The following is a 22046-nucleotide window of genomic DNA, read 5'->3' as shown; positions in this document are numbered from 1 at the left end:
GCGGCACGCCAGATCGATGGCTCGCCGCGCGCCTTTTGGGCCAAACGCCGTCTTGACAGGAAACCGCCGCGCCCGATAAATGCGCCCATCCGCTGGACGGGGCTGTAGCTCAGCTGGGAGAGCGCGTCGTTCGCAATGACGAGGTCAGGAGTTCGATCCTCCTCAGCTCCACCAGCGGAATTTCCCAAAGATGCGATTCTGATTGCGCTGGCGCCGGGAGTGCTGATCGCCTGGTCAACGGCATCGGCGTCTTTCGCGTGCACCCGCCGACGCTCGGCACCAGCCTGACCGGCTGCGTGCAGGTCTATCAGCGAACGGTCATCGCTTCGGGCGCCCGCGCTTCCCGGCCTGGCTGGGCACCGGCCTGACCTCTGGCGTGCTCAATGCGCTGCTGTTGTTCGTGCCGTCCTCATTGTCTTCACCTTGCGCCGCACCGGATTTCGAAACTCCTTGACCAAGGTGCTGGAGCAATGGCTGCTTTTGTGGAGAATGGTGCGCAAACGGAGTCGGAAAACGTGACCCTTACCAATCGAGACATTGTCGAGCTTATAGCGTGGCGGCGCAAGCTGCACCAGCAACCGGAAATCTCGAATGAAGAGGAGAAGACCGCTAGAGAGGTCGTCGACTTCCTCGCCGATACAAGGCCGGACAAAGTGCTGACCGGATTAGGCGGACACGGCGTAGCGGCTATATATGAAAGCGGCAAGGAGGGGCCGACGGTCATGTTCCGCTCGGAACTCGATGCCTTGCCGATTGAAGAACTTTCAGGCGTGCCGCATTCATCGCTCGTGCCGGGCAAGTCGCATATGTGCGGCCATGACGGACATACCGCGATCCTGGCGGCATTGGGACGGCAGTTGGGGCGCGCGAGACCTGCCCGCGGCCGCGTCGTGCTGATGTTCCAGCCGGCGGAAGAAACCGGCAATGGCGCGGCCGGCGTCGTCGCCGATCCGCGCTTTGGCGAAATCGCGCCGGATTTCGCTTTCTCATTGCACAATCTGCCCGGTGTGCCGTTCGGTGAAGTGCGGCTCAAACCCGGGGTGGTCAACTGTGCTTCGCGCGGCATGCGTATTGTGCTGGAGGGCAAGACCGCGCATTCGTCCATGCCCGAGACCGGCATCTCGCCCATGATGGCAATCAGCCAGTTGATGCCGGCTCTGCCCGCGCTCGGGCGCGGAACCTTCGCCGACGACGACTTCAGCATGCTGACCGTCACCCACGCCGCGATGGGCGAAGCCGTGTTCGGCATCGCGCCCGGCAATGCAGAGGTCTGGGCGACGCTGCGCACCCGGCGCGACGAACGCATGGCAAACCTGTGCGCCACCGCTGAATCGCTGGTCACACAAATCGCGGGCCAACATGGCCTTTCTGCCCGGTGGGACTACCACGAGATATTTGTTGCCAGCGTCAACGCGCCGGATGCGGTGGAACATTTGCGGCAAGCGCTCCACGAAGAGGGCATCGTGCAGGAAGAGGAAGGTCTGCCGATGCGCGCTTCGGAAGATTTCGGCCTGTTCGGCCACGGCGCCTCGTCGGCGATGTTCTTCCTGGGGGCGGGCGAGCGGCACCCCGCTTTGCACAATCCGGACTATGACTTTCCCGACGACCTGATCCCGATCGGGTCAAAGATTTTCATGCGCACGGCGCGCAATCTTCTGAGCTGACCTCATCTTTGGCAAACCCTCGTTTCTGACCCCGCAGCGCCCTACCGCCTCACACAGCCAAGCTCCCCTGCTCCGCCTCCTCGGCATTAGGATCCCCCGGCGCCGTAGCCCAAGCCAGTTCCACCAGCGTAACCGTCCGCCTTCCGACCCCGTCGAGCTGGCACACGATCAGCCCCTGCTCCTCGATATAGGTCAGCAGGCGCCGGGCGCGGCGCAACGAGTGCGAGCCATAGGCGCGGGCAATCGCCGCGTCGCTTGGGCAGGGCCAGCCCTCCTTCGCCGCGCGGGCGATCATCATGAACACGCCCTGCATATCCTCGGGCAGAAGCGAGGCGCGCACCGAGACGTCCTGCCAGGCGTCATCGCCGGTCATGTCGGAGCCCAGCCCGGCGCGGGCGCGCGTCAGCATGCGGCGGAACTCCGGCAGGTCCGGCACGACCGAGGCGAGGCCCTCTATGCGGCAGCGGACGACGAACTCCTGGTAGAGCACGCCGATGACGCGAAATCCCGCGTCGGGTTGCGCCAGCACGGCGCGCAGGACCCGGTCCACCCGCTCACGCCGCTCCGCCAGATCCTCGGCGCTGATCGGCGGCTCCACCGGTTCGGGGCGGATTTCCAGCGCCGCCGACTTTGCCGCCATCAGCTGATCGAGCAGGTCCGGCGACGACCGGCGCTGCGGCCGCACCGTCTCGGGCGGCGGGGCTGCCAGGATGATGGCGCGGGCATCCTCCAGTGCCGCTTCCGGCAGCGGCATCAGCCGCGGGGTGCCGTTGCGCGGACTTGTCTCCGTCGGGCCGATGCGCAGCCCCAGCGGACGGCGCGACAGCGCCGGGCCGAGCGCCATGAATTGCCCGCGCTCCAGGTCGCGGAAAGCCTCGGCCTGGCGCCGCTCCATGCCCAAAAGGTCGGCGGCGCGCGCCATGTCGATATCGAGAAAAGTGCGGCCCATGAGGAAATTGGAAGCCTCGGCCGCGACGTTCTTGGCGAGCTTGGCCAGCCGCTGGGTGGCGATGATCCCGGCAAGCCCGCGTTTGCGGCCACGGCACATCAGGTTGGTCATGGCGCCGAGCGAGAGCTTGCGCGCCTCGTCCGAAACCTCGCCGGCGACCGCCGGCGCGAACAGCTGCGCCTCGTCCACCACCACCAGCATCGGGTACCAATGGTCGCGGGCGACCTCGAACAGCCCGCCGAGGAAGGCGGCGGCGCGCCGCATCTGGTTCTCGGCGTCGAGCCCTTCGAGATTGAGCACCGTGGAGACACGGTGGATGCGCGCCCGCTCGCCGGCGCTCTGCAGGCCGCGCTCGGTATGCTCCTCGGCATCGATCACCAAATGGCCGAACCGGTCGCCCAGCGACACGAAATCGCCTTCGGGGTCGATGATGGTCTGCTGCACCCAGGGCGCACTCTGCTCCAGCAGCCGGCGCAGCAGGTGGGATTTGCCGGAGCCCGAATTGCCCTGCACCAGCAGGCGGGTCGCCAGCAGCTCCTCAAGATCCAGTGCCGCCGGGGCGCCCGCCGTCGTGTGGCCCATCTCGATCGCAACGGTCATGTCTCGACTCTCCTTAGGCGAGGGCTTACCAACCGGACAGCAGCCCGTCGAGCGCCCATGGCCGGCCGCCCGGTATTGCGCACAAGCTGGGCGCCGTGCGCGGCCTTGATGGTCAGGTCGCCGACGTAAGCATTGCGGGGACATGCGCGAGGGGTCGCCGCTTGATCAGGACGATCGCCGAGAAAGCCAGTATGCCGAGCATGCCGACGCCGGCGGTCAACCAGAGCGATGGTTGGACGCCCATGCCTGCCATCGCCATGGCGAGAGCAAAGGGCGCGAGTGCAGAAGAAAACTGACGCGCGGCCGTCACCCAGCCGAGCCGGGCGCCGTAGCGCTCCCGCCCGAACAGTTCCAGCGGCAGCGTGCCGCCGACGATGCTGGCGAGGCCCGAGCCCAACCCGAACAGGATGACGAAGGCGACGGCTCCAGGCACCGATGGTGTCGTCGCCAGCAGGACGACAAGGCCGAGCGGCAGCAGTGTCGCGCCGATCACCGCGAGCCAGGTCTGCGCCAGCTGGCCGCCGAACAGCATATTGGTCAACCGGCTTGCCACCTGCGACGGCCCGAAAAGCGTGGTTACGACAAGCCCGGCCGAGCCAAGCCCGAGCGCCGCCGTCAGCGGGACCATGTGCACGAGGATCGAGGACAGCACGAAACCTTCGACCGCGAAGCCGCCAAGCATGAGCAGAAACACTCTGCTGCGGTCGCGCGGGGTGAAGGCGACCGGACCGCCTGTTGACCCGATGGCCGCCGGTGTCACCGAAGCGCTTTCGCCTGTCCGACGCGACAGCCGCGCCAGCCAGGCATGGATGGGAAGGCAGATGGCGAGATTGACGGCGGCAAAGACGAGGTAGACCTCGCGCCAGGTCAGGTATTCGTGCAGCGCAGCCGTCAACGGCCAGAACAGCGTCGAGGCGAAGCCGGCGATCAGCGTCAGATGGGTGATGCTGCGCAACGCCTTGGCTCCGCCGATCTGGACGATCGCCACGAAAGCGGCGCTGTAGAGCACGAACGCCGACGCCAGCTCCATCGTCACCAGGGCCAGCACGAAGGTCACCCGGCCGGGTGCTACCGCGCACGCGACAAGCGCTGCTGCGGCCGCTGCCGAGCCAAAGGTCATCACGCGGCCGGCGCCGAAGCGATCGGCCCAGCGCCCGGCTGTGGGAGCAAACAGGCCCCCCACCAGCAGCGACGCCGACAGGGCACCGAAAACCCATTGCTCCGGCCAGGCGAACTCGAGCGCGATGGACGGCACCAGGATGCTGAAGCTGTAATAGAGCGTGCCGTAGCCGATGATCTGCGTCAGCCCCAATGCCCAAAGCGCGGCAGCCGGGATCCTCCGGTCGCTCATTCGGCGGCGTCCGCGATCTCGAGATCGCCGCTGCGCGCCGCGGCGATCGCTTGCGTGCCGCCGCAATCGCAGCCTGACTTGCCGCCCGCCTTTGCCTTGGCGTCGTCGACACAGCAGGCATCGACAGAGGCCGGCGCTGGTCCGCCGCAGCAGCCTTCGGATGAGGTTCCGAACGCGGATACCGGCACCGTGCAAACGCCGGTCTCGGGCAACACCAGCTGCACGGCATCAGCCGCCGCCATGTCGCCGGCGATCGCCGCGGCGACCGAGCGGACCTGCTCATAGCCTGTCAGCAACAGGAACGTCGGGGCGCGGCCATAGCTTTTGACGCCGACCGTGTAGAAATCGGGCTCGGGGTGGCTGAGCTCGCGGTGACCATGCGGCGGCACGTCGCCACAGGAATGCTCATTGGGGTCGATCAGCGGCCCGAGCGCCTTGACGCCTTCGAGCCATGGATCGAGATCCAGCCGAAGCTCCCGGGTCAAGGCGAGATCGGGGCGCTGACCCGTCGCTGCGATGATCCGGTCGACGGGGCCGAGCGTGCGCAATCCGTCCTTTGTCTGGCCTTCGACAACCAGGCGGCCGTCGACCTCGCGGATGGCGACCGTGGCAAAGCCCGTCACCAGCCGTACGCGACCGCTCTCGGCGAGCTCCCGAACATCGGAACCAAGCTCGCCCCGCGCCGGCAAGGCGTCGGCATCGCCGCCACCATAGATGCGGACGAGATCGGTGCTGCGCGTCGCCCATAGGGCCGAGGTGCCCGGTTCGGTTTCCGCAAGCCTGGCCAATTCCAGCAAGGCATTGGCGGCGGAATGGCCGGCGCCCACCACCAATGTCGTGCGGCCTGCATAGAGATGACGGTCGCGTCCCAAGACATCCGGTATGCCGTAGGCGATGCGGTTTGCAAATTCCACCTCACCTTCGGCCGGCAACCCACCCGCGCCCAGCGGATTCGGCGTTTGCCAGGTGCCGGATGCATCGATGACGGCACGAGCGCTGTCCCGGCGCGTGCCCTTGACCGTTTCGACCAGAAGCATGAACGGCCGCGTCTCGCGCGCCTTGCTCAACACTTTGTCGGCCCCCCACCGCGAAATGGCGACAACACGGGCATTGGTCTCGATCGATGGCGCCAGTTCGGCAAGCTTTGCGAGCGGCGCGAGGTACTGGTCGACTATCTCTCCGGCCGTGGGGAACGCCTCCGGCTCCGGCATTTGCCAGCCGTGGCTCTCGAGAAGTTTTCGGGCGACCGCATCGACACAATAGCGCCACGGCGTGAAAACCCGCACATGGCCCCAGTCCAGAAGGTTCGACCCAACCGCGGAACCGGCCTCGTAGAGCTTGACCGGAAGGCCGCGGCGGACGAGTTGGGCGGCCGCCGCCAGGCCGACAGGTCCGCCGCCGATGATGGCGACCGGGAGGTTTCTGCTGGGAACCATGATGGCACCTTCTATGTTTCTAGGATTATGGAAATATTCGTCAAAAAAAGAGGTTACGCAGCCGCCTCGCCGACAGCCGGGCCGCATGCGGCATCGGCACAACATTCGTCGGCGAGGAAACCAAGGAGATCGTCCATCACCGGATAATTGGCACGGCAGATCAGGGTCGTCGCCTGACGTTCCTGGGTGACTAGGCCGGTCAGGATGAGCCGGTGGAGGTGATGCGACAAGGTCGATGGAGCGATGCCGAGCGTCTCCTGCAGGTAACCGACCGGTCGCCCGGCCTCACCTGCCCTCACCAGTGTGCGATAGAGATTGAGCCGCTTCGGATTGCCGAGCGCCTCGAGCTGTTTTGCTGCTTGTTCGAGTTTCATGGAAATAAGCTAGTACCGGAACAATGCCGCGTCAATACTATTTCGAAAATTCTCGAAATAGATGTATACCGGTATCCAATCGCAGCCGCTTGGCTGCGCTGCAAAGACGCGTGTGTGACCGATCAGGATGATCGTGGATCGGCAATCACCCTCAAATCGAGCGCTGGCTGACCCGCTTGGCGACCTCTTCGGCGCTTTCGACGCGCTCGGAATAACGGTCCGTGAGATAGGCGGACCGATCGCGCAGGAGCAGCGTGAACTTCATCAGCTCCTCCATCACGTCGACGATCCGGTTATAGTACGGGGACGGCTTCATGCGGCCGGCCTCGTCGAACTCGTTGAAAGCCTTGGCCACCGACGACTGGTTGGGGATGGTGACCATCCGCATCCAGCGGCCAAGGATGCGGAGCTGGTTGACCGCGTTGAAGCTCTGCGAACCGCCGGAAACCTGCATCACCGCGAGCGTGCGGCCTTGCGTCGTCCTGACGCCGCCAGCCGAGAGCGGTAGCCAGTCGATCTGCGCCTTCATCACTCCCGTCATGGCACCATGCCGCTCCGGCGAGCACCAGACCTGTGCTTCCGACCAGATCGACAGGGTTCGCAGCTCCTGGACTTTTGGGTGACCGGCCGATGTCGAATCCGGCAGCGGCAGGCCAGAGGGATTGTAAATGCGCACCTCGGCGCCCAGCCGACGCAAGATGCGAGCGGCCTCCTCCGTCGCGAGCCGGGAGTAGGACCGCTCGCGTAGCGAACCGTAGAGCATCAGCACGCGAGGCTTGTGGATCGACCGCGGCACATCCAGCAGCGCCTGCAGGTCGATCGGCCGGAACTGATCTTCGTCCACGTTCGGCAAGGAATCTTCGGGCACGTGGTCAGGCAATGCGCTTGCCCTGTTCGTCGATGACGACTTCGCCGTCTTCCTTGGTGAATGGCCCTATATCCGGATTGGGCAGGATGTCGAGAACGGCTTCGGACGGCCGTGCAAGCATGGTGCCGAGCGGTGTGACGACAATCGGCCGGTTGATCAGGATCGGATGCGCCAGCATGAAATCGAGGATCTCGTCATCGGTCCATTTGGGATCACCGAGATTGAGTTCGGCGTAAGGCGTACCCTTCTCGCGCAGCAATTCGCGCGGCGTCATCCCCATCGCGGTGATCAACTCGACCAGCCGCTCTCGCGACGGCGGGTTTTTCAGATACTCGATCACATCGGGCTCTTCGCCGGACTGCCGGATGATGGCGAGCGTGTTGCGCGAGGTGCCGCAGTTGGGGTTGTGATAGATGGTGATGGTCATTTTGCTGCTTTCATCTGCGTGACCGACTTAGGCTCACTGAGCAGCCATCCTGCCAAGGCCATGGCGAGCAGCGCGCCCAGAAGTTCGGCGAAGATGAACCCCGGCAGGTCAACCGGACGGATGCCCGCGAAGGTGTTGGAAACGGCTCGCGCGATGGCAACGGCCGGATTGGCAAAGGAGGTCGAAGCCGTAAACCAGTAGGCCGCTGTGATGTAGAGCCCAACCAGCCATGGAATCGCATCCGAACGGAAGCGAAGGCCTGCAAGAATGGTGAAGACCAGGCCGAAGGCGGCCACCAACTCCGCAAGCCATTGTCCGTTTCCGGTCCGCACGGTTTGGGAGATCTGTAGAACCGGCAGTTCGAACATGGCGTGCGCCAGCAACGTTCCAGCGACGCCGCCCACAATCTGGGCGATGACGTAGGCCAAGGCTGCGGTTGCGTCGATTTCGCGCCTGAGAGCGAAGACCAGCGTCACCGCCGGATTGAAATGCGCCCCGGAAATCGGTCCGAGTATGGTGATAAGCACGACCAAAATGGCTCCAGTCGGCAAGGTGTTGCCGAGCAAGGCGAGACCCACGTCATCCGTCAGCCGATCCGCCATGATCCCGGACCCGACAACCGTAGCGACGAGCATCGCGGTGCCGAGCGCTTCCGCGACGATGCGCCGGGGCATGTCTGCCGCCATGATGTTAGCCGGCTTTCGGCAGATCGCGGCCGATTTCATCCAGCCGTTTCTGCAGGGCGAGCTTGTCGATCGCGTTCATCGGCAGGCTGACGAAAATCGAGATCCGATTGTTGAGCATGCGATAGGCTTCGGCGAAGGCCAGATGCTTTTCGGCGTCGGTGCCTTCCACGGCCGCCGGATCGGGCACGCCCCAATGCGCCGTCATCGGTTGTCCCGGCCAGACCGGACAGGATTCATTGGCCGCGTTGTCGCAGACGGTGAAAACGAAGTTCATTTCAGGGGCGCCGGGAGCCGCAAATTCCTCCCAGTCTTTCGAACGGGCGAAAGACGTGTCGTGGTTGAGGGTCTTCAAGAGCTGGAGCGCGAACGGATGGACCTCGCCCTTCGGGTGCGATCCGGCCGAATAGGCTTTGAACTTGCCGGCTCCGACCCGATTGAGAATGGCTTCGGCAAGGATCGATCGTGCCGAATTGCCGGTGCAGAGAAAAAGAACATTGTATGGCTCACTCATCGCGCATCCTCCTTCAACATTCGCAAGTGACAGCTTGAATGACGGGCCGGCACAGTTCCGGCGCACCGTTGCAGCAATCCTCCATGAGATAGGCAAGCAGGTCGCGGAAGCCGGTCATGTCGGCAACATAGCGGATCGTTCGGCCGTCGCGCTCGGCGCGCACGAGACCGGCATGGCCGAGGACCTTCAGATGCGCCGACATGGTGTTCTGCACCGTATCGAGGCGCGAGGCGATCTCGCCGGCTGGCACGCCGTCTGCGCCCGCTCGGACCAGCAGACGAAACACCTCGAGCCTGGTGTCCTGGCCAAGGGCTGCCAATGCAAGGAGAGCGGTGTTCTTATCCATGTATCTTTAAATCCGGAACTATGGATATATACGGCGAACATATGACAGCCGAATGACACGGGCAAGCGGCTCATCCTCTTCATCCCGCAAATGTTCAGCGCCCGAAGACGACCCCGTGCCGAACTATGGCGCACCTCCTTCACTGCGTCATAGGCTCGGAAGCCAGCCGGGGACCGGTCTTGACGTCGACGATCTCGGGTTTGGCGGTCTCGATGGTGCCATCCCAGCCGCCGCCGAGCGCCTTGTTGAGGGCGATGTAGTCGGTCGCAATTGCAATGCGGCTTTGCAGCAGATCGTCCTCGGCCGAATAGAGCGATCGTTCGGTGTCCAGCACATCGAGAAGGCTCGTTTCCCCGGACTTGTAAAGGGTACGCGCGATACGCGCGGCGTCGCCATAGGATTTCGCCGAGGACGCAAGCTTGGAATTCCGGATTCGCTCCTGGCGCAGCGAAACGAGCGCGTTTTCCACGTCTTCGAGTGCCGTCAGCACGGACGATCTGTAGGCGATGAAATACTGATCGCGCTGGGCTCTCGCCACCTCGACGGCCGCCTTCAACTGGCCACCGTTGAACACCGGCACGCTCAGCGTCGGCCCGAAGGACCAGCCGATCGTGGAATTCTTGCCGAGATCACCGACCTTGAAGGCGGTCGTGTCGATGTCTCCGGTCAGACTGACGCTGGGATAGCGAGCCGCCTCAGCCTGGCCGATCTTGGCGGTATATTGCGCATATTGCCGCTCCGCCATACGGACGTCGGGGCGGGAGAGTAGAATGTCGGCAGGAATCCCGGTCGGGATGGGCAGACGCGGCGTTGGTATCGGCGCAACGCGCTTCAGCCGCTCGGTCAATGCCGCCGGCGGGCGTCCCGTGAGCACGGAAAGCCGATGCACCGCTTCGGCATAGCCTGCCTCCAGCGTCGGAACGTCTGCCTCCGTGCTGCTTGCCTGACCGATGGCCTTCGCGACATCCGCCGCCGTTGACATGCCGGCTTGCGCCATGGAGCGGGTGAGCGCTGCGGTTTGCATTTGCGACGCGGCTGCACGCCGGGCGAGGCCGATGCGCGCCTGATAGCCGCGCGCCTCGGCATAGTAGGATGCAACATCGCCGATCAGGGTGAGAAGCGTCGAACGAAGCTCTTCCTCGGACGCATCCAGCCCGTAGCGGGCGGCCTCGACCTTCCTGCGATTGGCACCGAACAGGTCGAGCTCCCAACTGGCGTCGAAGCCGGCCTGGTACTGGCTATAGGCATCGCTGGCGGTTCCGCCCGATGTGGACGAGCTGTCCTTGTTACGGGTGGCGGACCCGGAACCGTCGGCGGACGGGAACAATGTGCCGGCGCTCTGGCGATAGCTGGCGCGCGCCTCGCGGATCTTGGCTTTTGCGGTGGCAACGTCGAGATTGCCGGCAACCGCCTCGTCGACAAGCGCATTCAGCTGGGGATCGCGCAGGCGCTGCCACCATTTCGACAATTGCGGCGGCTTGACGGGCTTTGACGATTTCTGGCCGCTCCACATGGCCGGCATCGCCAGAATTGGCTTCCGATAGTCCGGGCCGACGACGCATCCCGCAAGGGCTGTTGCGGTCAGCATCAGGACAGCAATTCGCATCCCTGCCCGTGCTTTCTCGGATGCTCCTGCCGTCGAGCCGACTTGGCCTTCATTTTTCATGCGTCTACCCTCAATTCCGATTGACTACTGCTTGCCACCGGCATCCGCCGGCGCGCCCACCCGCGTTTCGTAAACTCGACGGTGAGGCGGCGAAGGAAGGGCGGCGGGCTTCGGTGACCGGCGTTCCGATCACACCTTTTCGGTGCGAGCGTCCGGCAGCTCAGTTGCTGCCTCGGCATCGGATCGTTCCACCAGCAGCTTGCGCAGATGGCGGCCGAGGAAGCGCCGGATGTCGTCCATGAAGGTGTAGACCACCGGCACATAGACCAGGCTGAGCACCGTCGAGGACAGCAGCCCGCCGATGACGGCAATGGCCATTGGCGCGCGCGTTTCGGCATCGGCGCCGATGCCGAGCGCGATCGGCAGCATGCCGGCGCCCATGGCGATCGATGTCATGACGATCGGCCGCGCCCGCTTGCGAGCGGCGTCGATCAGCGCCTCGAAGCGGCTCATGCCACGTTCCTTCTCCGCCACCAGAGCGTACTCGACCAGCAGGATCGAGTTCTTGGCCGCGATGCCCATCAGCATCAGCAGGCCGATCAGCGGCGAAAGCCCAAGCGCCTTGCCGGTGATCAGCATGAAGCCGAGCGCACCGCCGACCGAGAGCGGCAGCGCGACCAGGATCGTCACCGGCTGCACGAAGCTACGGAACAGAAGCACCAGCGTCAGGTACATCAGTAGGATGCCTGCGGCGATTGCCGTGGCAAAGCCGGAGAACAGTTCCTGCATGCGGGCGGCGTCGCCGCGCGCCAGTTCATGCACGCCCGCGGGCAGGTCCTGCATTGCCGGCAAGGCGCGGATGGCGGTGGTCGCCTCGCCGAGCGTAATGCCGGAGAGATCCGCCTCGACGGTGGCGCTGCGGCTGCGATCCACCCGCGCAATGCTGTTCGGACCAGCGCTGAAGTTGATGTCGGCGATCGCGGCAAGCGGCACGGTGCCCTTGCTGCCGGTCAACGGCAGGATGGCGAGCTTCGAAGGGTCGTCGATGGCGCCGTCGGGCAAGGTCACGACGATCGACACCTGGCGGTCGCCGAGATTGAATTTCGGCAGGCTGGTGTCGGTATCGCCGACGGTGGCGATCTTCACCGTCTCGGCGATCTCGGTCGGCGTGATGCCGAGCTCGGCCGCCTTTGCGCTGTCGGGGCGCACGATCAGCTCGGGCTTGGTCGTTGCCGCAGTCGATGTCGGATTGCTGAGGCCGGGAACCGACTTCATCTGGTCGATCAGCGCGTCGCTGGTCTTCTGCAGCGCAACGCCATTGTCGCCCACCAGCGTGATCGACACCTTGGCGCCCGAAAAGCCGTCGGCGCCGAACTGGATGCGCGCACCGGGAATATCGTTGAGCTTCGGTGAGGCCGCGGCCTCGAATTCCTGCTGACTGACAGCCCGCTCGTCGCGCGGCTTCAGATTGACGGTGACATTGGCGCTGCGCACTTCGGCCGATGTCGATCCGCGGGTCGGCCCGCCGCCCGACTCGGCTGCCGTGCCGATCGTGGCAAAGATGCTGTCGACCGCCGGTTCGCCTTCCAGGCGCCTGATGATGTCCTGCACCACGGCCGTCGTCTGCTCGATCGTCGATCCCGGTTGCAGCTCGACCGAGATCATCGAGCGGCCGCGATCCGTCGCCGCCATGAACTCGGTCGGCAGTTGCGTCGCCAGCGCCATCGAGCCGGCGAAGAAGGCGATGCCGGCAACAAGCGTGATCCAGCGATGGTCGAGCGCCTTGCGCAGCAGCCAGAGATAGGTCGGCACCCAGGCTGGCGTGTCCTCCTCGCGGTGACCGCCGGCGCGCACGAGGTAGGCGCCCATCAGCGGGGTCAGCATGCGCGCCACCAGCAGCGAGAACAGAACCGACACGCACACCGCAACCGCGAAGCTGAAGAAGAATTTTCCGGGAATGCCCGGCATGAAGGCCACCGGCAGGAAGACGGCGACGATCGTGGCGGTGGTCGCCACCACGGCGAGCCCGATCTCGTCGGCGGCCTCGATCGCCGCCTGATAGGCGCTGGCGCCGGTCTGGCGCATATGGCGCACGATGTTCTCGATCTCGACGATGGCGTCGTCGACAAGGATGCCGACCACCAGCGACAAGGCCAGCAACGTGATGTTGTTGAGCGAGATGTCGAACGCCGCCATCACCGCGAAGGTCGGGACCAGCGACAGCGGCATCGCGACCGCCGACACCAGCGTCGCCCTGATGTCGCGCAGGAACAGCCAGACGACGCCAATGGCGAGCAGCGCGCCAAGCCACAGCGCCTCGAACGCGGCATCGTAACTTTCCTGGACAAAGCCGGAAGACGAGGTGACCTCTGTGAATTTGGCTGCATCTGTCTTGGCGCCCATCTCGGCAATCGCGGCGCGCGCGGCCTTGACCACGTCGATCTCGCTTGAACCGACGGACCGGTAGATATTGAAGGCAACGACTTGCTTGCCATCGAGATAGGCCGCCTGGCGTGGCTTTTCCCAGCTGTCGACCACCGTGCCGAGGTCGGAGAGCTTGACGTCGCCGGTGCCCGCAAGCGCGATGCGCGTATCGGCCAGCGCCTCGACGGTCTGGGCACTGGCCAGCGTGCGAACCGATTGCTCCTGGCTGCCGATGGTGGCGCGGCCGCCCGGCTGGTTGACGTTGTTGGCGGCGAGCGTCTGACTGACATCGCCGGCGCTGATGCCGAGCGCAGCAAGGCGGTCGGGATCGAGCTCGACGCGGATGACCCTGTCAACGCCGCCCGAACGGGTGATCTTGGACACGCCATCGACGCCCAGCATCGCCTTGGCAACGTCGTTGTCGATGTACCAGCTCAGCGCGTCGGGCGACATGACCGGCGCCTCGATCACGTAGGTCAGCACCGAATTGCCTGATGCATTGACCTTCGTCACGACGGGCGTGGTGGCAGCGGCCGGCAGGCTGGACTGGACACTGGAGACCGCGTTGCGCACGTTGTTGGTGGCCGTCTCGGGGTCGGTGTCGAGCGTGAATTCGACTGATGTGACCGAGGAGCCTTCGCTGATCGAGGTCGACACATCGTCGACGCCTTCCAGGCTCGCCACGGCATTCTCGATGACCTGCGCGACCTGCACTTCCATCTCGCTGGGTGCGGCGCCCGTCTGCGTCACCGTGACGGTGACCGTCGGCAGGTCGATGTCAGGCATGTTGTTGGTTCTGAGCTGCATGAAGCCGTAGAGGCCGGCGATCGTCAGCGACAGGAACAAGACGATGGTCGGAACCGGATTGCGGATCGACCAGGAGGAAATGGCGTTCATCGCACCGTCTCCGTCCCCGATGCGGCCTGGCCGGCATCGCCCGCCGCGACGCGAACGAGATTGCCGTCATTGAGCAGGCCCGCGCCGGAGACGACGACGCTGTCGCCTTCGGCCAGCCCGGAGACGATGGCGACGCGGCCGTTCTTGCGGCTGCCGGTCTCCACCGCGCGGGCCGCGACCTTGCCGTCCTGGCCGACGACGAAAACGCTCGGCTTGCCATCGCGCCATGTCAGCGCGCTTTCCGCGACGTTCAGGACTTGCGCCGCGGACGTGGCGATCGAGACGCGGGCGAACATGCCGGGCCTGAGCCCGGAATTGTCCTGCGGCGCGACATAGACGGTACCCAGACGGGTGGTGCCGTCGACCTTCTCGGCGATCGAGCTGACTCTGCCGGAAAACGCCCTGCCGGAGGCGTCGGTAATGGTCGCCGCCTGGTCGGCGGTGATCGCAGCCAGATCCTTCTCGGGCATCTGGACGGCGACCTCGACCTTGCCGGCGCGCACGATCCTCATCAGTTCCGTGCCGGACTGAACGATGGAACCGGCGACTGCCGGCCTGGTGGAAACCGTACCGTCGAAGGGCGAGCGGATTTCGGTCCGCGCGAGTTGCGCGGCGATGTTGTCCGCCGCCGCCTGCGCCTGGACGAGTTGTGCCCGGCTTGTCTTGACCGTCGTCGCTCTTTCCTCGGCCGTCTCAGTGCTGATCGCGTTGCTGGCGATAAGCTTTTGGGCGCGCGCCGAAGCCGTCTCGGCCGCCTCCAATGTGGCATGCGCCTGCTCGACGGCTGCCTTCTGTTCGGCGAGTTCGGCTCTCAGAACGGTATCGTCGAGACGCGCGATCACATCACCCTTGCTGACATGATCGCCCTCGGCAACGAGAACCTCGGTCAGTTGCAGGCCGCTCGTCTGCGAGCCGATCGTGGCTTCCTGCCATGCCTGAACCGTGCCGGTGGCGGTGATCACCGAGGCGATTTCATCCTTGCGCACCTTTTCGACCGAAACTGTCAGCGAGGCAGCCTGCACAGGTGTCTTGTGCGCGGTCGCATCGGCCCCGTTCGCATCGACAGTGCCGCGCCCGTAGGCCTTGAGCATGGCGGCAATCGCGATGGCGAGAATGACGGCCAAAAGCAGCAGGTATTTCTTGCGCGATAATCTAGCGGCCATGGGTCTTTTCGCCGTCGGTTGAACTGGTTTTCTCGAAATGGGGAACGCCGAGCGAAAGCCGCCAGGTGCCGAAGACGAGCCTGGTCGCCCCAGTGAAGGCCTGCAGCGAGCGCAGCGCCGTCACGGTGCCGCGCCGCTGCTCAGGCGCGACCGCCATCAGCAGCCGCAGCGTCACGAACATTTCCCACATGGAAGTCCTCTTTCATCGGCCCCAAGGCCTAATCTCATCAGTCGAGGGCCGGCCCGCTCGACAGCGGGGGCAGATCAGCGGGCCGGCCGGTGCAGCCGGTCAGAGTTGCTCGCCTGTCCAGGGTGGCGGGAGCTGCCTGCCAGGACCGGGCAGGCCTCCGGGGCCGGCTGCATCGTCCGGCGGATTGCCCCACGGGCCGGGGGGTGGCCCGTGCGGCTGGTCCGCCGAAGCAAGGATTTCGAGCTGTTCGGGCGTGAGCTTGACGCGAAGCGCGGCGATCGCCTGCTTCAGCTTTACGGCCGAAGCCGCGCGTTCGGTAAGATCGTCAGCCAGCCTTTCCTGGAAGGCGAAGGGATCGCGGGTTCCGTGATCGGCATCGCTGCCCGGACCGCCGCGAACTCCCGCATCCGGGCCGCGCCTGCCGGGACCATCCGGGCCGTGATCGGGCCGTGCCAGCACCGCCTGCAGCGCGCTGGTATAATCGCGCCAGGCATCGAGCTGCTCGGCCCTGACGCCGATGCGGGTCTCGAGCGCGGAAAGCCGGGCTGCGAGCCTGAATTCCGGCGGCGGCCCCATATGTTGCCGGCCGAAACCGTCCGGCCCATGCCGCGTCAGCCGATGCGGGCCAGGCCCGGGCATCGGGCCTTGATTGGCGCCGTCCTGCATCACGACTTCAGGCGGTTTCCCGCCGGGCGCCGCGGCAAAATCGATTGGCTGCGCCAGAGCGGGATGAATGGTCGCGACGGAAAAAAGGCCGAGAGCAAAAAGTCTGCTTTGCATGATGTAATCCTTTCCCACATGCTTCGGATGGGGAGAGGATAGGAGGCGCCTTTTTCCCGTTTGCTTCGCTCTGTTGCCGAAGGTTTCCAGGAAAGGGAGATTTGTTTCCGAATGTTTCCGCTTCTGGGTTGGAAACATTCGGTTGCAATTTTCCATGCCGCTGGCCGCCGGCTCTCCCTATAATCTGTAACGAACAGCGCAAACGGCACCGGGCAGATAATGCAGTCACAACCCCAAATCCTTGTCGTCGACGACGACCGCGAGATCAGGACGCTTCTCGGGCGCTATCTCGACGGTCAAGGTTTTCGTGTTTCGGTGGCGGCGGACCGGCGCGAGTGCGAGCACAGGCTGGCCACCGGCCAATTCGACCTGATCGTGCTCGACGTCATGCTGCCCGACGGCTCGGGGCTCGATATCTGCCGCGCCCTGCGGGATCGCAAACCCCACATTCCCGTCATCCTGCTGACGGCGCTGAAGGAGGATGTCGACCGCATCATCGGATTGGAGCTTGGCGCCGACGACTATCTTGGTAAGCCGTTCAACCCGCGTGAGCTGACCGCCCGCATCCGCGCCGTGCTGCGGCGCTCGGCGCAGGACCAGGCAGCACCCGCCATGGCCCGCATCTATCACTTTGCCGGCTACACGATGGAGCCGGAAATCCGCCGCGTGGCAAATGCCAAGGGAGAGGCGATCGACCTGACCGGTGCGGAATTTGACCTGCTGCAGGTCTTTGTCGACAGACCAGGCCGCGTTCTGTCGCGCGACCAGCTTCTCGATCTCACGCAAGGGCGCGAGCGCGAGCCGCTCGATCGCTCCGTCGACGTGCTGATGAGCCGGCTGAGGCGCAAGCTTGGCGAGGATGCCGCAGAGCCGCTTTTCAAGACGGTGCGCAATGGCGGTTATCAGTTGACCGTCCGCGTCGAGACCGTGGACGCGCCGGCATGACCTCGCTCAGGGCGCGGATTGCGCTGCTTCTGGTAGCGTCGATCGTCGGTGTGGTGGCTCTGGCGACGCTTGCGGTCGTCAGCGTGGTGCGAGGACCAGCACCCGAAGCCACGATAGAGCCGGTCGCCCGGCAGATCAGGCTTCTGGCGCAGTCGCTTCCCGGCCATGTCGCCGGCGCAAACGATGTCCAGATCGAGCTCGGTGATCAACCGGCAAAGGGGCAGGAAGACGAACGCGCAACACGTTTTCTCAACCGAGCGCTGGAACACAGCGGGACAGCGTTTCCCACCACCGTCGTGCGGGTCGAGGGCAAACCGGGCATGGTCGCCTCGGTGCAACTCCCGGATGGCCGCTGGATGGCCGTCGATATTCCCGACTTCTCGCCGCCGGCCAACCGCTGGCTGGTCCTGGCCGGCTGGATCACGCTCATCGTGCTTGGCGCCACCGCCGTTTCGCTCTACTTCGCGACGGTGCTGACGCGGCCCCTGGTCATGCTGGAATCCGCGACAGCGCGCATCGGGCCGGATGGCATTCTTGCCCCTCTGCCGGAAGAGGGCCCCGGCGAGGTCCGCGCCACCGCACGGGCGCTGAACCAGCTTTCGACGCAGCTCAAATCGGCCATGGAGAGCCGCATGCGCCTCGTCGCCGCGGCGGGCCATGATTTGAGAACACCGATGACGCGTATGCGGCTGCGCGCCGAGTTCCTGGCGGACGAAGAACGCGAAAAATGGCTGCACGATCTCGAGGAGCTCGACCGCATCGCCGACAGCGCCATCCGGCTGGTGCGCGAGGAGGTCGACCAGGACGCCGTCGAACCGGTCGACCTCGAAAGGCTGGTCCGGGACATCGAGGCCGAGATGATTTCGCTCGGTCACGCCGTGTCGATCGCGCATCTCGACAAGGTCTCGGTCAGGGCAGGCGCGCTCGGCCTTCGCCGGGCACTGCGCAATCTGATCGTCAACGCCGCCACCCACGGCAAGGGCTGCAGTATCTCTCTCTCCGCAGCGGGCAATCACGCCGTCCTCACCATCGCCGATCGCGGGCCGGGTATCCCGCAGGAACTGCTGAACAAGGCGTTCGAGCCCTTCTTTCGGGTCGATCCCGGCCGCAGGCAATCCGTTCCGGGCGCAGGCCTTGGCCTCGCCATCGCCAAGGAAATCATCGAACGCTACGGCGGCACCGTCACACTGGAAAACCGCGCCGGTGGTGGTCTTTCCCAGAAGGTCGTTTTCGACGCTGTTTGCTGACCGGGCCGCTCGACATCAAGACCGCTGCCACTGCACCGTCGTGCCGCCTAATTACCGCAGGCTGAACGTCAAGGGCACATCGACGCGCGAGCTAACGCCTTCCGGCGGTGCCGGCACTGTAGCGCCCTGCAGCAGATCGAGTACACCGCGGTCCAGATCAGGGTCGCCGGAGGAACGAGTGATGCGAACGGACGTCACTCGGCCGGAGCCGGCCACCATGAAAGAGACCCTCACAGTTCCTTCCGAGTGGCGGGCTTTAGCGGCCTTCGGATAGCGCTTGTGCCGATTGATCCACCTTGTCAGTTGCGAGTTCCACTTCTTGGAGTCCCCGCGGGATCCCGAGGCTGCTTTGATCGATTTCGGTGCAGCCGCCCTGGCTGCGGGTTTCGCAGCGACGCTGGCTGTCGTCCGGGGCGGTTCGGCTTTTTCCCTTTTCGGTTTGGCCTTTTCGACGGGCTCCTTCACCTTGGCCTTCGCCTGCTTCCTTGCCTTGGTCTCGACGGGTGCGTCGACCGGTCTCGGCTGCGGCAGCGGAATGACCACTTCCGGCGTGACGGCCTCGGCAACGTCAGGCACAACCTCCTCGAGCGGCGGCTGGTCGACCCGTTCCGCCACGGTCGGTGGCGTGGGCTCGATTGCGTCGGCCGGAACGGTTTCCGACGGCTCTGTGATCGGCTCTGCCCGCTCGACGGGCGGCTCGGGCGGAGGCTCCGTTTCGGCTGTCTCGGGCTCCTCGACTGGATCCGGCTGATCGGGCGCCACCTCGTCCGGCATCGGCGCCGGCATGGCCGGCGTGACCGCCATTGGCGACAGCTCGATCACCTGCGCCGGCGGCGACCCGCCGTCGGGCTCGGCCGGGCGCCAGCTCTGCATCGCATAGGCGATCGCGGCATGCGCCACCAGAACCAGCGCTGCCGCGCCCGCCCACCAGGCCATCTCGCGCACGCCGAAGCGCGGCTGATCGACCATGGGCAGGGCGGCCGCCGGCGACATTATTGGCCCGTTCCATTTTGCGGTACCGCGGCATCGCCGGCCGCGGTCTCGAGACCGACCAGCGCGATCTTCAGATAGCCGGCGCCTCGCAAGAGGTTCATCACCTCCATCAGCTCGCCATAGCCCACCGCCTTGTCGGCGCGCAGGAAGATGCGCGTCTGCCTGTCGCCTTTTGTCCTGCCTACGAGCGCGACGGCGAAAGTTTCGCGCGGCACGGTGTCGTTGCCGATCGCCAGGCTGAGGTCGTTTTTCAGCGTTAGGAACAGCGGCGTCTCCGGCCGCGGAGCCGGCGTCGCGGTCGAGCCCGGCAGGTCGACATTGACGTCCACTGTCGCCAATGGCGCCGCGACCATGAAGATGATCAGCAGCACCAGGATGACGTCGATGAACGGCGTGACGTTGATCTCGTGGTTTTCCTCGAGATCGCCGTCGATGTTCTCTCGAATTCTAGCCGCCATGGCGTCGCTCCGTGTTCATTCCGCGGCCATCGGCTTTGCCGGCGCGACCGTGCGGAAATCCAGATCCCGGCTGACCAGCCGTTCGACCCCTGCCGAAGCGTCGGCGAGGATCTGCCTGTAGCCGGCTATCGATCGTGCGAAGACGTTATAGGTGACTACCGCCGGGATCGCCGCGACAAGGCCCATCGCGGTGGCCAGCAAGGCTTCCGCGATGCCCGGGGCAACGACGGCGAGATTGGTGGTCTGCGCCTGCGAGATGCCGATGAAGGCGTTCATGATGCCCCAGACCGTGCCGAATAGGCCGACAAAGGGCGCGGTCGAGCCGATCGTTGCCAGCACGCCGGTGCCACGCGACATGCGCCGCGCCGCCGCTGCCTCGATGCGCGACAGGCGCGAGGTGACCCGTTCCTTCAGCCCGTCGCCGGATACATGATCGAGCGAGCCTGCCGAAAGCGCGGTCTCTTCCTCCGCCGCCCGCACCAGCAAGGCGCCGGGGCCGCTATTGTGGCCAAGCGCGCGCCCGGCCTGGTTCAGCGTCGCGGCATTGTCGATCGCTTGTGCCGCGCGGCGGGCGCGCAGCTTGCCGCCAAGGATCTCCAGCGACTTGGCCAGCCATATCGTCCAGGTGACGAAGGACGCAAAGGCCAGGCCGATCATCACCGCTTTCACGACGATGTCGGCCGCCATGAACATGCCCCATGGCGACAGGTCGTGCGGCAGGGTCTGAGACGCCGCCGTCGAAGGACCCGTCTCGATAGGCGTGGTCTCGTTGGGCGTGGTCACGCCGAGCTGCGTCGCCGGTGGAGCGACCGCTTCCGGCGCAGCCTCTCCAGGCGCGGTAGCGGGCGCCTCGATCGCCGGGGCCGCACCCGGTTGCTCCTGAGCGGCAGCGCCACCAGCCGACAGGATGATGGATGCGATCAACGCGGCGAACAAACCATGTCTGGACAAGGGTTTCTTCCTTATTCTCACAGCGGCCTCATTGCACATAGCCGATGGGCTGGCCGGTGACGGGGTGCGCGAACACGCCCATCTCCACGCCGAAAATACCTTTGAGCACGTCGCCCTGCATGATCTGGTCGGGCGTGCCGCGCGTCAGCAGCCTGCCGTCCTTCAGGGCGATCAATTCGTCGCAGTAGCGGGCCGCCATGTTGGGATCATGCAGCACGACGACGACACACAGGTCGCGTTTGCGGCTGAGGTCCCTGACCAGCCCCAGCACCTCGACCTGATGGGCGATGTCAAGCGCCGAGATCGGCTCGTCGAGCAGCATGACGCCGGCATTCTGCGCTACCAGCATGGCCAGCCACGCGCGCTGCCGCTCGCCGCCGGACAATTCGTCCACCAGCCGGTCGGTAAAATCCGCCATGTCGGTCAGGGCAAGCGCCTCGTCGACATGGCGCCTGTCCTCATGCCCGAAACGGCCGAGCGCGCCATGCCAGGGATAGCGGCCGAGCGTCGCCAGTTCGCGCACGGTCAAGCCGGTCGCCGCCGGCGTCGTCTGCGGCAGATAGGCAAGCGCACGGGCGAGCTCCCGCGCACCCCACTCCACCAGCGGACGCTGCGCGAAGGTGATGCCGCCCGAGCTTGCCGGCTGCTGGCGTGCAAGCAGCTTGATCAGCGTCGACTTGCCCGAACCGTTGTGCCCGATCAGCCCGTAGACGCGCGAGCGTTGCAGTTCGAGCGAAACAGGACCGAGCAGCGTCCGCTCGCCGACAGCGAAACGCACCGCTTCGACATGGAAGGCAGTCTGGGCATGAATTCCTGCCACGGTCTTGGCCTCTCTCCAGCTTTGCGCGCGCATAGCGAAATCCGCTTTTCGGCAATCCGGTTTCGGCGCCGATGCCCGGTTGACTATGAAACATGACTTTACTAGTCAACAATGAAGATGACTTTTTGAGTCAACAAAATGTCGTGACGCGCCTGATTGCGCCGAAATTCGAAAAAGTGAGGCGTGCCGAGATGGTGGTTGGTTCTGGTCGCGATGCGATCCGAAGTGCCGCGGCTGCGCGCCGCGGGCTGTTGATCGCAACGGCATCACTGCCAGCCGTGCTTGGCTGTGGCCACGCCGCCGTCTCAAGAGATCGAGACTAATCTTACGAAACCGGTTTAGTAAAGCGGTTTACAAGCC

Annotated in this window: 21 protein-coding genes, 1 tRNA gene and 1 pseudogene; 5 read left to right on the top strand and 18 right to left on the bottom strand. The window is 65.2% G+C overall.

Features of this window, described 5'->3' with window-relative positions; all coding sequences use genetic code 11:
* Nucleotides 1-98: 98 nt before the first annotated feature.
* From E5X88_RS14800 to E5X88_RS14790, 3 genes and pseudogenes are all read left to right on the top strand, one after another.
* Nucleotides 99-174, top strand: a tRNA-Ala gene (locus E5X88_RS14800).
* Nucleotides 175-192: 18 nt separating this feature from the next.
* Nucleotides 193-441, top strand: a pseudogene (locus tag E5X88_RS14795) (ABC transporter permease); the annotation flags it as partial.
* A gap of 74 nt (nt 442-515) precedes the next feature.
* Nucleotides 516-1664, top strand: a complete 1149-nt coding sequence (locus tag E5X88_RS14790) for an amidohydrolase (protein WP_292162411.1) — start codon at nt 516-518, stop codon at nt 1662-1664.
* A gap of 49 nt (nt 1665-1713) precedes the next feature.
* On the opposite strand, the gene E5X88_RS14785 is transcribed toward E5X88_RS14790, so the two are convergent.
* The 14 genes from E5X88_RS14785 to E5X88_RS14720 all read right to left on the bottom strand — a co-directional run bounded on the left by E5X88_RS14785 (nt 1714) and on the right by E5X88_RS14720 (nt 16272).
* The gene (locus tag E5X88_RS14785; protein WP_292162409.1) at nt 1714-3213 is read right to left on the bottom strand and encodes an ATP-binding protein; all 1500 of its coding nucleotides are present in this window, start codon (nt 3211-3213) and stop codon (nt 1714-1716) included.
* A gap of 112 nt (nt 3214-3325) precedes the next feature.
* A complete protein-coding gene (gene arsK / locus E5X88_RS14780; RefSeq protein WP_292162407.1) occupies nt 3326-4564 on the bottom strand; it encodes an arsenite efflux MFS transporter ArsK in 1239 nt (412 codons plus the stop codon).
* Nucleotides 4561-6000: an NAD(P)-binding domain-containing protein gene (locus E5X88_RS14775; RefSeq protein ID WP_292162406.1), complete on the bottom strand. Its 1440-nt coding sequence runs from the start codon at nt 5998-6000 to the stop codon at nt 4561-4563. The genes arsK and E5X88_RS14775 overlap by 4 nt, the downstream gene beginning before the upstream one ends.
* Nucleotides 6001-6053: 53 nt before the next feature.
* Nucleotides 6054-6374 carry a metalloregulator ArsR/SmtB family transcription factor gene (locus E5X88_RS14770; RefSeq protein WP_292162404.1) on the bottom strand — a complete coding sequence of 107 codons (321 nt, stop codon included), beginning with the start codon at nt 6372-6374 and terminating at the stop codon, nt 6054-6056.
* Between the two features lie 151 nt (nt 6375-6525).
* Nucleotides 6526-7218: an arsenical resistance protein ArsH gene (arsH, locus tag E5X88_RS14765; RefSeq protein ID WP_366664816.1), complete on the bottom strand. Its 693-nt coding sequence runs from the start codon at nt 7216-7218 to the stop codon at nt 6526-6528.
* 28 nt (nt 7219-7246) lie between these two features.
* Entirely contained in the window at nt 7247-7669 is a 423-nt protein-coding gene (arsC, locus tag E5X88_RS14760; RefSeq protein WP_292162402.1) for an arsenate reductase (glutaredoxin), read from the bottom strand.
* A complete protein-coding gene (locus E5X88_RS14755) occupies nt 7666-8355 on the bottom strand; it encodes an MIP/aquaporin family protein (RefSeq protein ID WP_292162400.1) in 690 nt (229 codons plus the stop codon). Before E5X88_RS14755 ends, arsC begins: the two co-directional genes overlap by 4 nt.
* Before the next feature lie 4 nt (nt 8356-8359).
* Nucleotides 8360-8866: an arsenate reductase ArsC gene (locus E5X88_RS14750; RefSeq protein WP_292162398.1), complete on the bottom strand. Its 507-nt coding sequence runs from the start codon at nt 8864-8866 to the stop codon at nt 8360-8362.
* A gap of 13 nt (nt 8867-8879) precedes the next feature.
* Nucleotides 8880-9212, bottom strand: a complete 333-nt coding sequence (locus E5X88_RS14745; protein ID WP_292162396.1) for a metalloregulator ArsR/SmtB family transcription factor — start codon at nt 9210-9212, stop codon at nt 8880-8882.
* 139 nt (nt 9213-9351) lie between these two features.
* A complete protein-coding gene (locus E5X88_RS14740; protein ID WP_292162549.1) occupies nt 9352-10818 on the bottom strand; it encodes an efflux transporter outer membrane subunit in 1467 nt (488 codons plus the stop codon).
* Nucleotides 10819-11007: 189 nt separating this feature from the next.
* A complete protein-coding gene (locus E5X88_RS14735) occupies nt 11008-14139 on the bottom strand; it encodes an efflux RND transporter permease subunit (RefSeq protein WP_292162394.1) in 3132 nt (1043 codons plus the stop codon).
* Nucleotides 14136-15302 carry an efflux RND transporter periplasmic adaptor subunit gene (locus E5X88_RS14730; RefSeq protein WP_292162392.1) on the bottom strand — a complete coding sequence of 389 codons (1167 nt, stop codon included), beginning with the start codon at nt 15300-15302 and terminating at the stop codon, nt 14136-14138. The genes E5X88_RS14735 and E5X88_RS14730 overlap by 4 nt, the downstream gene beginning before the upstream one ends.
* Nucleotides 15292-15492, bottom strand: coding sequence for a hypothetical protein (locus tag E5X88_RS14725; RefSeq protein ID WP_292162390.1), 201 nt, complete (start codon nt 15490-15492; stop codon nt 15292-15294). Before E5X88_RS14725 ends, E5X88_RS14730 begins: the two co-directional genes overlap by 11 nt.
* Before the next feature lie 99 nt (nt 15493-15591).
* Nucleotides 15592-16272 carry a hypothetical protein gene (locus E5X88_RS14720; protein WP_292162388.1) on the bottom strand — a complete coding sequence of 227 codons (681 nt, stop codon included), beginning with the start codon at nt 16270-16272 and terminating at the stop codon, nt 15592-15594.
* A gap of 219 nt (nt 16273-16491) precedes the next feature.
* Here E5X88_RS14720 and E5X88_RS14715 point away from each other — a divergent pair, with 219 nt between their 5' ends.
* Nucleotides 16492-17217 (top strand): response regulator, encoded by a 726-nt coding sequence (locus tag E5X88_RS14715; RefSeq protein ID WP_292162386.1) that lies wholly within the window; start codon nt 16492-16494, stop codon nt 17215-17217.
* The gene (locus tag E5X88_RS14710) at nt 17214-18464 is read left to right on the top strand and encodes an ATP-binding protein (protein ID WP_292162385.1); all 1251 of its coding nucleotides are present in this window, start codon (nt 17214-17216) and stop codon (nt 18462-18464) included. The genes E5X88_RS14715 and E5X88_RS14710 overlap by 4 nt, the downstream gene beginning before the upstream one ends.
* Nucleotides 18465-18515: 51 nt before the next feature.
* Here the strand turns inward: E5X88_RS14710 and E5X88_RS14705 are convergent, their stop codons facing one another.
* From E5X88_RS14705 to E5X88_RS14690, 4 genes are read right to left on the bottom strand one after another with little or no spacing between them, the layout of a single operon-like run.
* On the bottom strand, nt 18516-19457 hold the full coding sequence (locus E5X88_RS14705) for a TonB family protein (protein ID WP_292162383.1): 942 nt from the start codon (nt 19455-19457) through the stop codon (nt 18516-18518).
* Entirely contained in the window at nt 19457-19915 is a 459-nt protein-coding gene (exbD, locus tag E5X88_RS14700; RefSeq protein WP_292162382.1) for a TonB system transport protein ExbD, read from the bottom strand. The genes E5X88_RS14705 and exbD overlap by 1 nt, the downstream gene beginning before the upstream one ends.
* Nucleotides 19916-19930: 15 nt before the next feature.
* Nucleotides 19931-20866: a tonB-system energizer ExbB gene (gene exbB, locus E5X88_RS14695; RefSeq protein WP_292162380.1), complete on the bottom strand. Its 936-nt coding sequence runs from the start codon at nt 20864-20866 to the stop codon at nt 19931-19933.
* 28 nt (nt 20867-20894) lie between these two features.
* The gene (locus tag E5X88_RS14690) at nt 20895-21719 is read right to left on the bottom strand and encodes an ATP-binding cassette domain-containing protein (protein ID WP_292162378.1); all 825 of its coding nucleotides are present in this window, start codon (nt 21717-21719) and stop codon (nt 20895-20897) included.
* Nucleotides 21720-22046: the final 327 nt, after the last annotated feature.

Origin of the sequence: Mesorhizobium sp. (assembly GCF_004962245.1) — a bacterium.
In the GTDB taxonomy this organism is placed as follows: domain Bacteria; phylum Pseudomonadota; class Alphaproteobacteria; order Rhizobiales; family Rhizobiaceae; genus Mesorhizobium.
This window is presented reverse-complemented; position numbering and strand designations above follow the sequence as displayed.

What these genes read in the sequence shown, in the direction of transcription:
- E5X88_RS14785 (WP_292162409.1), bottom strand. Translation starts at nt 3,213, where the DNA reads ATGACCGTTGCGATCGAGATGGGCCACACGACGGCGGGCGCCCCGGCG.
- arsK (WP_292162407.1), bottom strand. Translation starts at nt 4,564, where the DNA reads ATGAGCGACCGGAGGATCCCGGCTGCCGCGCTTTGGGCATTGGGGCTG.
- E5X88_RS14775 (WP_292162406.1), bottom strand. Translation starts at nt 6,000, where the DNA reads ATGGTTCCCAGCAGAAACCTCCCGGTCGCCATCATCGGCGGCGGACCT.
- E5X88_RS14770 (WP_292162404.1), bottom strand. Translation starts at nt 6,374, where the DNA reads ATGAAACTCGAACAAGCAGCAAAACAGCTCGAGGCGCTCGGCAATCCG.
- arsC (WP_292162402.1), bottom strand. Translation starts at nt 7,669, where the DNA reads ATGACCATCACCATCTATCACAACCCCAACTGCGGCACCTCGCGCAAC.
- E5X88_RS14755 (WP_292162400.1), bottom strand. Translation starts at nt 8,355, where the DNA reads ATGGCGGCAGACATGCCCCGGCGCATCGTCGCGGAAGCGCTCGGCACC.
- E5X88_RS14750 (WP_292162398.1), bottom strand. Translation starts at nt 8,866, where the DNA reads ATGAGTGAGCCATACAATGTTCTTTTTCTCTGCACCGGCAATTCGGCA.
- E5X88_RS14745 (WP_292162396.1), bottom strand. Translation starts at nt 9,212, where the DNA reads ATGGATAAGAACACCGCTCTCCTTGCATTGGCAGCCCTTGGCCAGGAC.
- E5X88_RS14740 (WP_292162549.1), bottom strand. Translation starts at nt 10,818, where the DNA reads ATGCGAATTGCTGTCCTGATGCTGACCGCAACAGCCCTTGCGGGATGC.
- E5X88_RS14735 (WP_292162394.1), bottom strand. Translation starts at nt 14,139, where the DNA reads ATGAACGCCATTTCCTCCTGGTCGATCCGCAATCCGGTTCCGACCATC.
- E5X88_RS14730 (WP_292162392.1), bottom strand. Translation starts at nt 15,302, where the DNA reads ATGGCCGCTAGATTATCGCGCAAGAAATACCTGCTGCTTTTGGCCGTC.
- E5X88_RS14725 (WP_292162390.1), bottom strand. Translation starts at nt 15,492, where the DNA reads ATGTGGGAAATGTTCGTGACGCTGCGGCTGCTGATGGCGGTCGCGCCT.
- E5X88_RS14720 (WP_292162388.1), bottom strand. Translation starts at nt 16,272, where the DNA reads ATGCAAAGCAGACTTTTTGCTCTCGGCCTTTTTTCCGTCGCGACCATT.
- E5X88_RS14715 (WP_292162386.1), top strand. Translation starts at nt 16,492, where the DNA reads ATGCAGTCACAACCCCAAATCCTTGTCGTCGACGACGACCGCGAGATC.
- E5X88_RS14710 (WP_292162385.1), top strand. Translation starts at nt 17,214, where the DNA reads ATGACCTCGCTCAGGGCGCGGATTGCGCTGCTTCTGGTAGCGTCGATC.
- E5X88_RS14705 (WP_292162383.1), bottom strand. Translation starts at nt 19,457, where the DNA reads ATGTCGCCGGCGGCCGCCCTGCCCATGGTCGATCAGCCGCGCTTCGGC.
- exbD (WP_292162382.1), bottom strand. Translation starts at nt 19,915, where the DNA reads ATGGCGGCTAGAATTCGAGAGAACATCGACGGCGATCTCGAGGAAAAC.
- E5X88_RS14690 (WP_292162378.1), bottom strand. Translation starts at nt 21,719, where the DNA reads ATGCGCGCGCAAAGCTGGAGAGAGGCCAAGACCGTGGCAGGAATTCAT.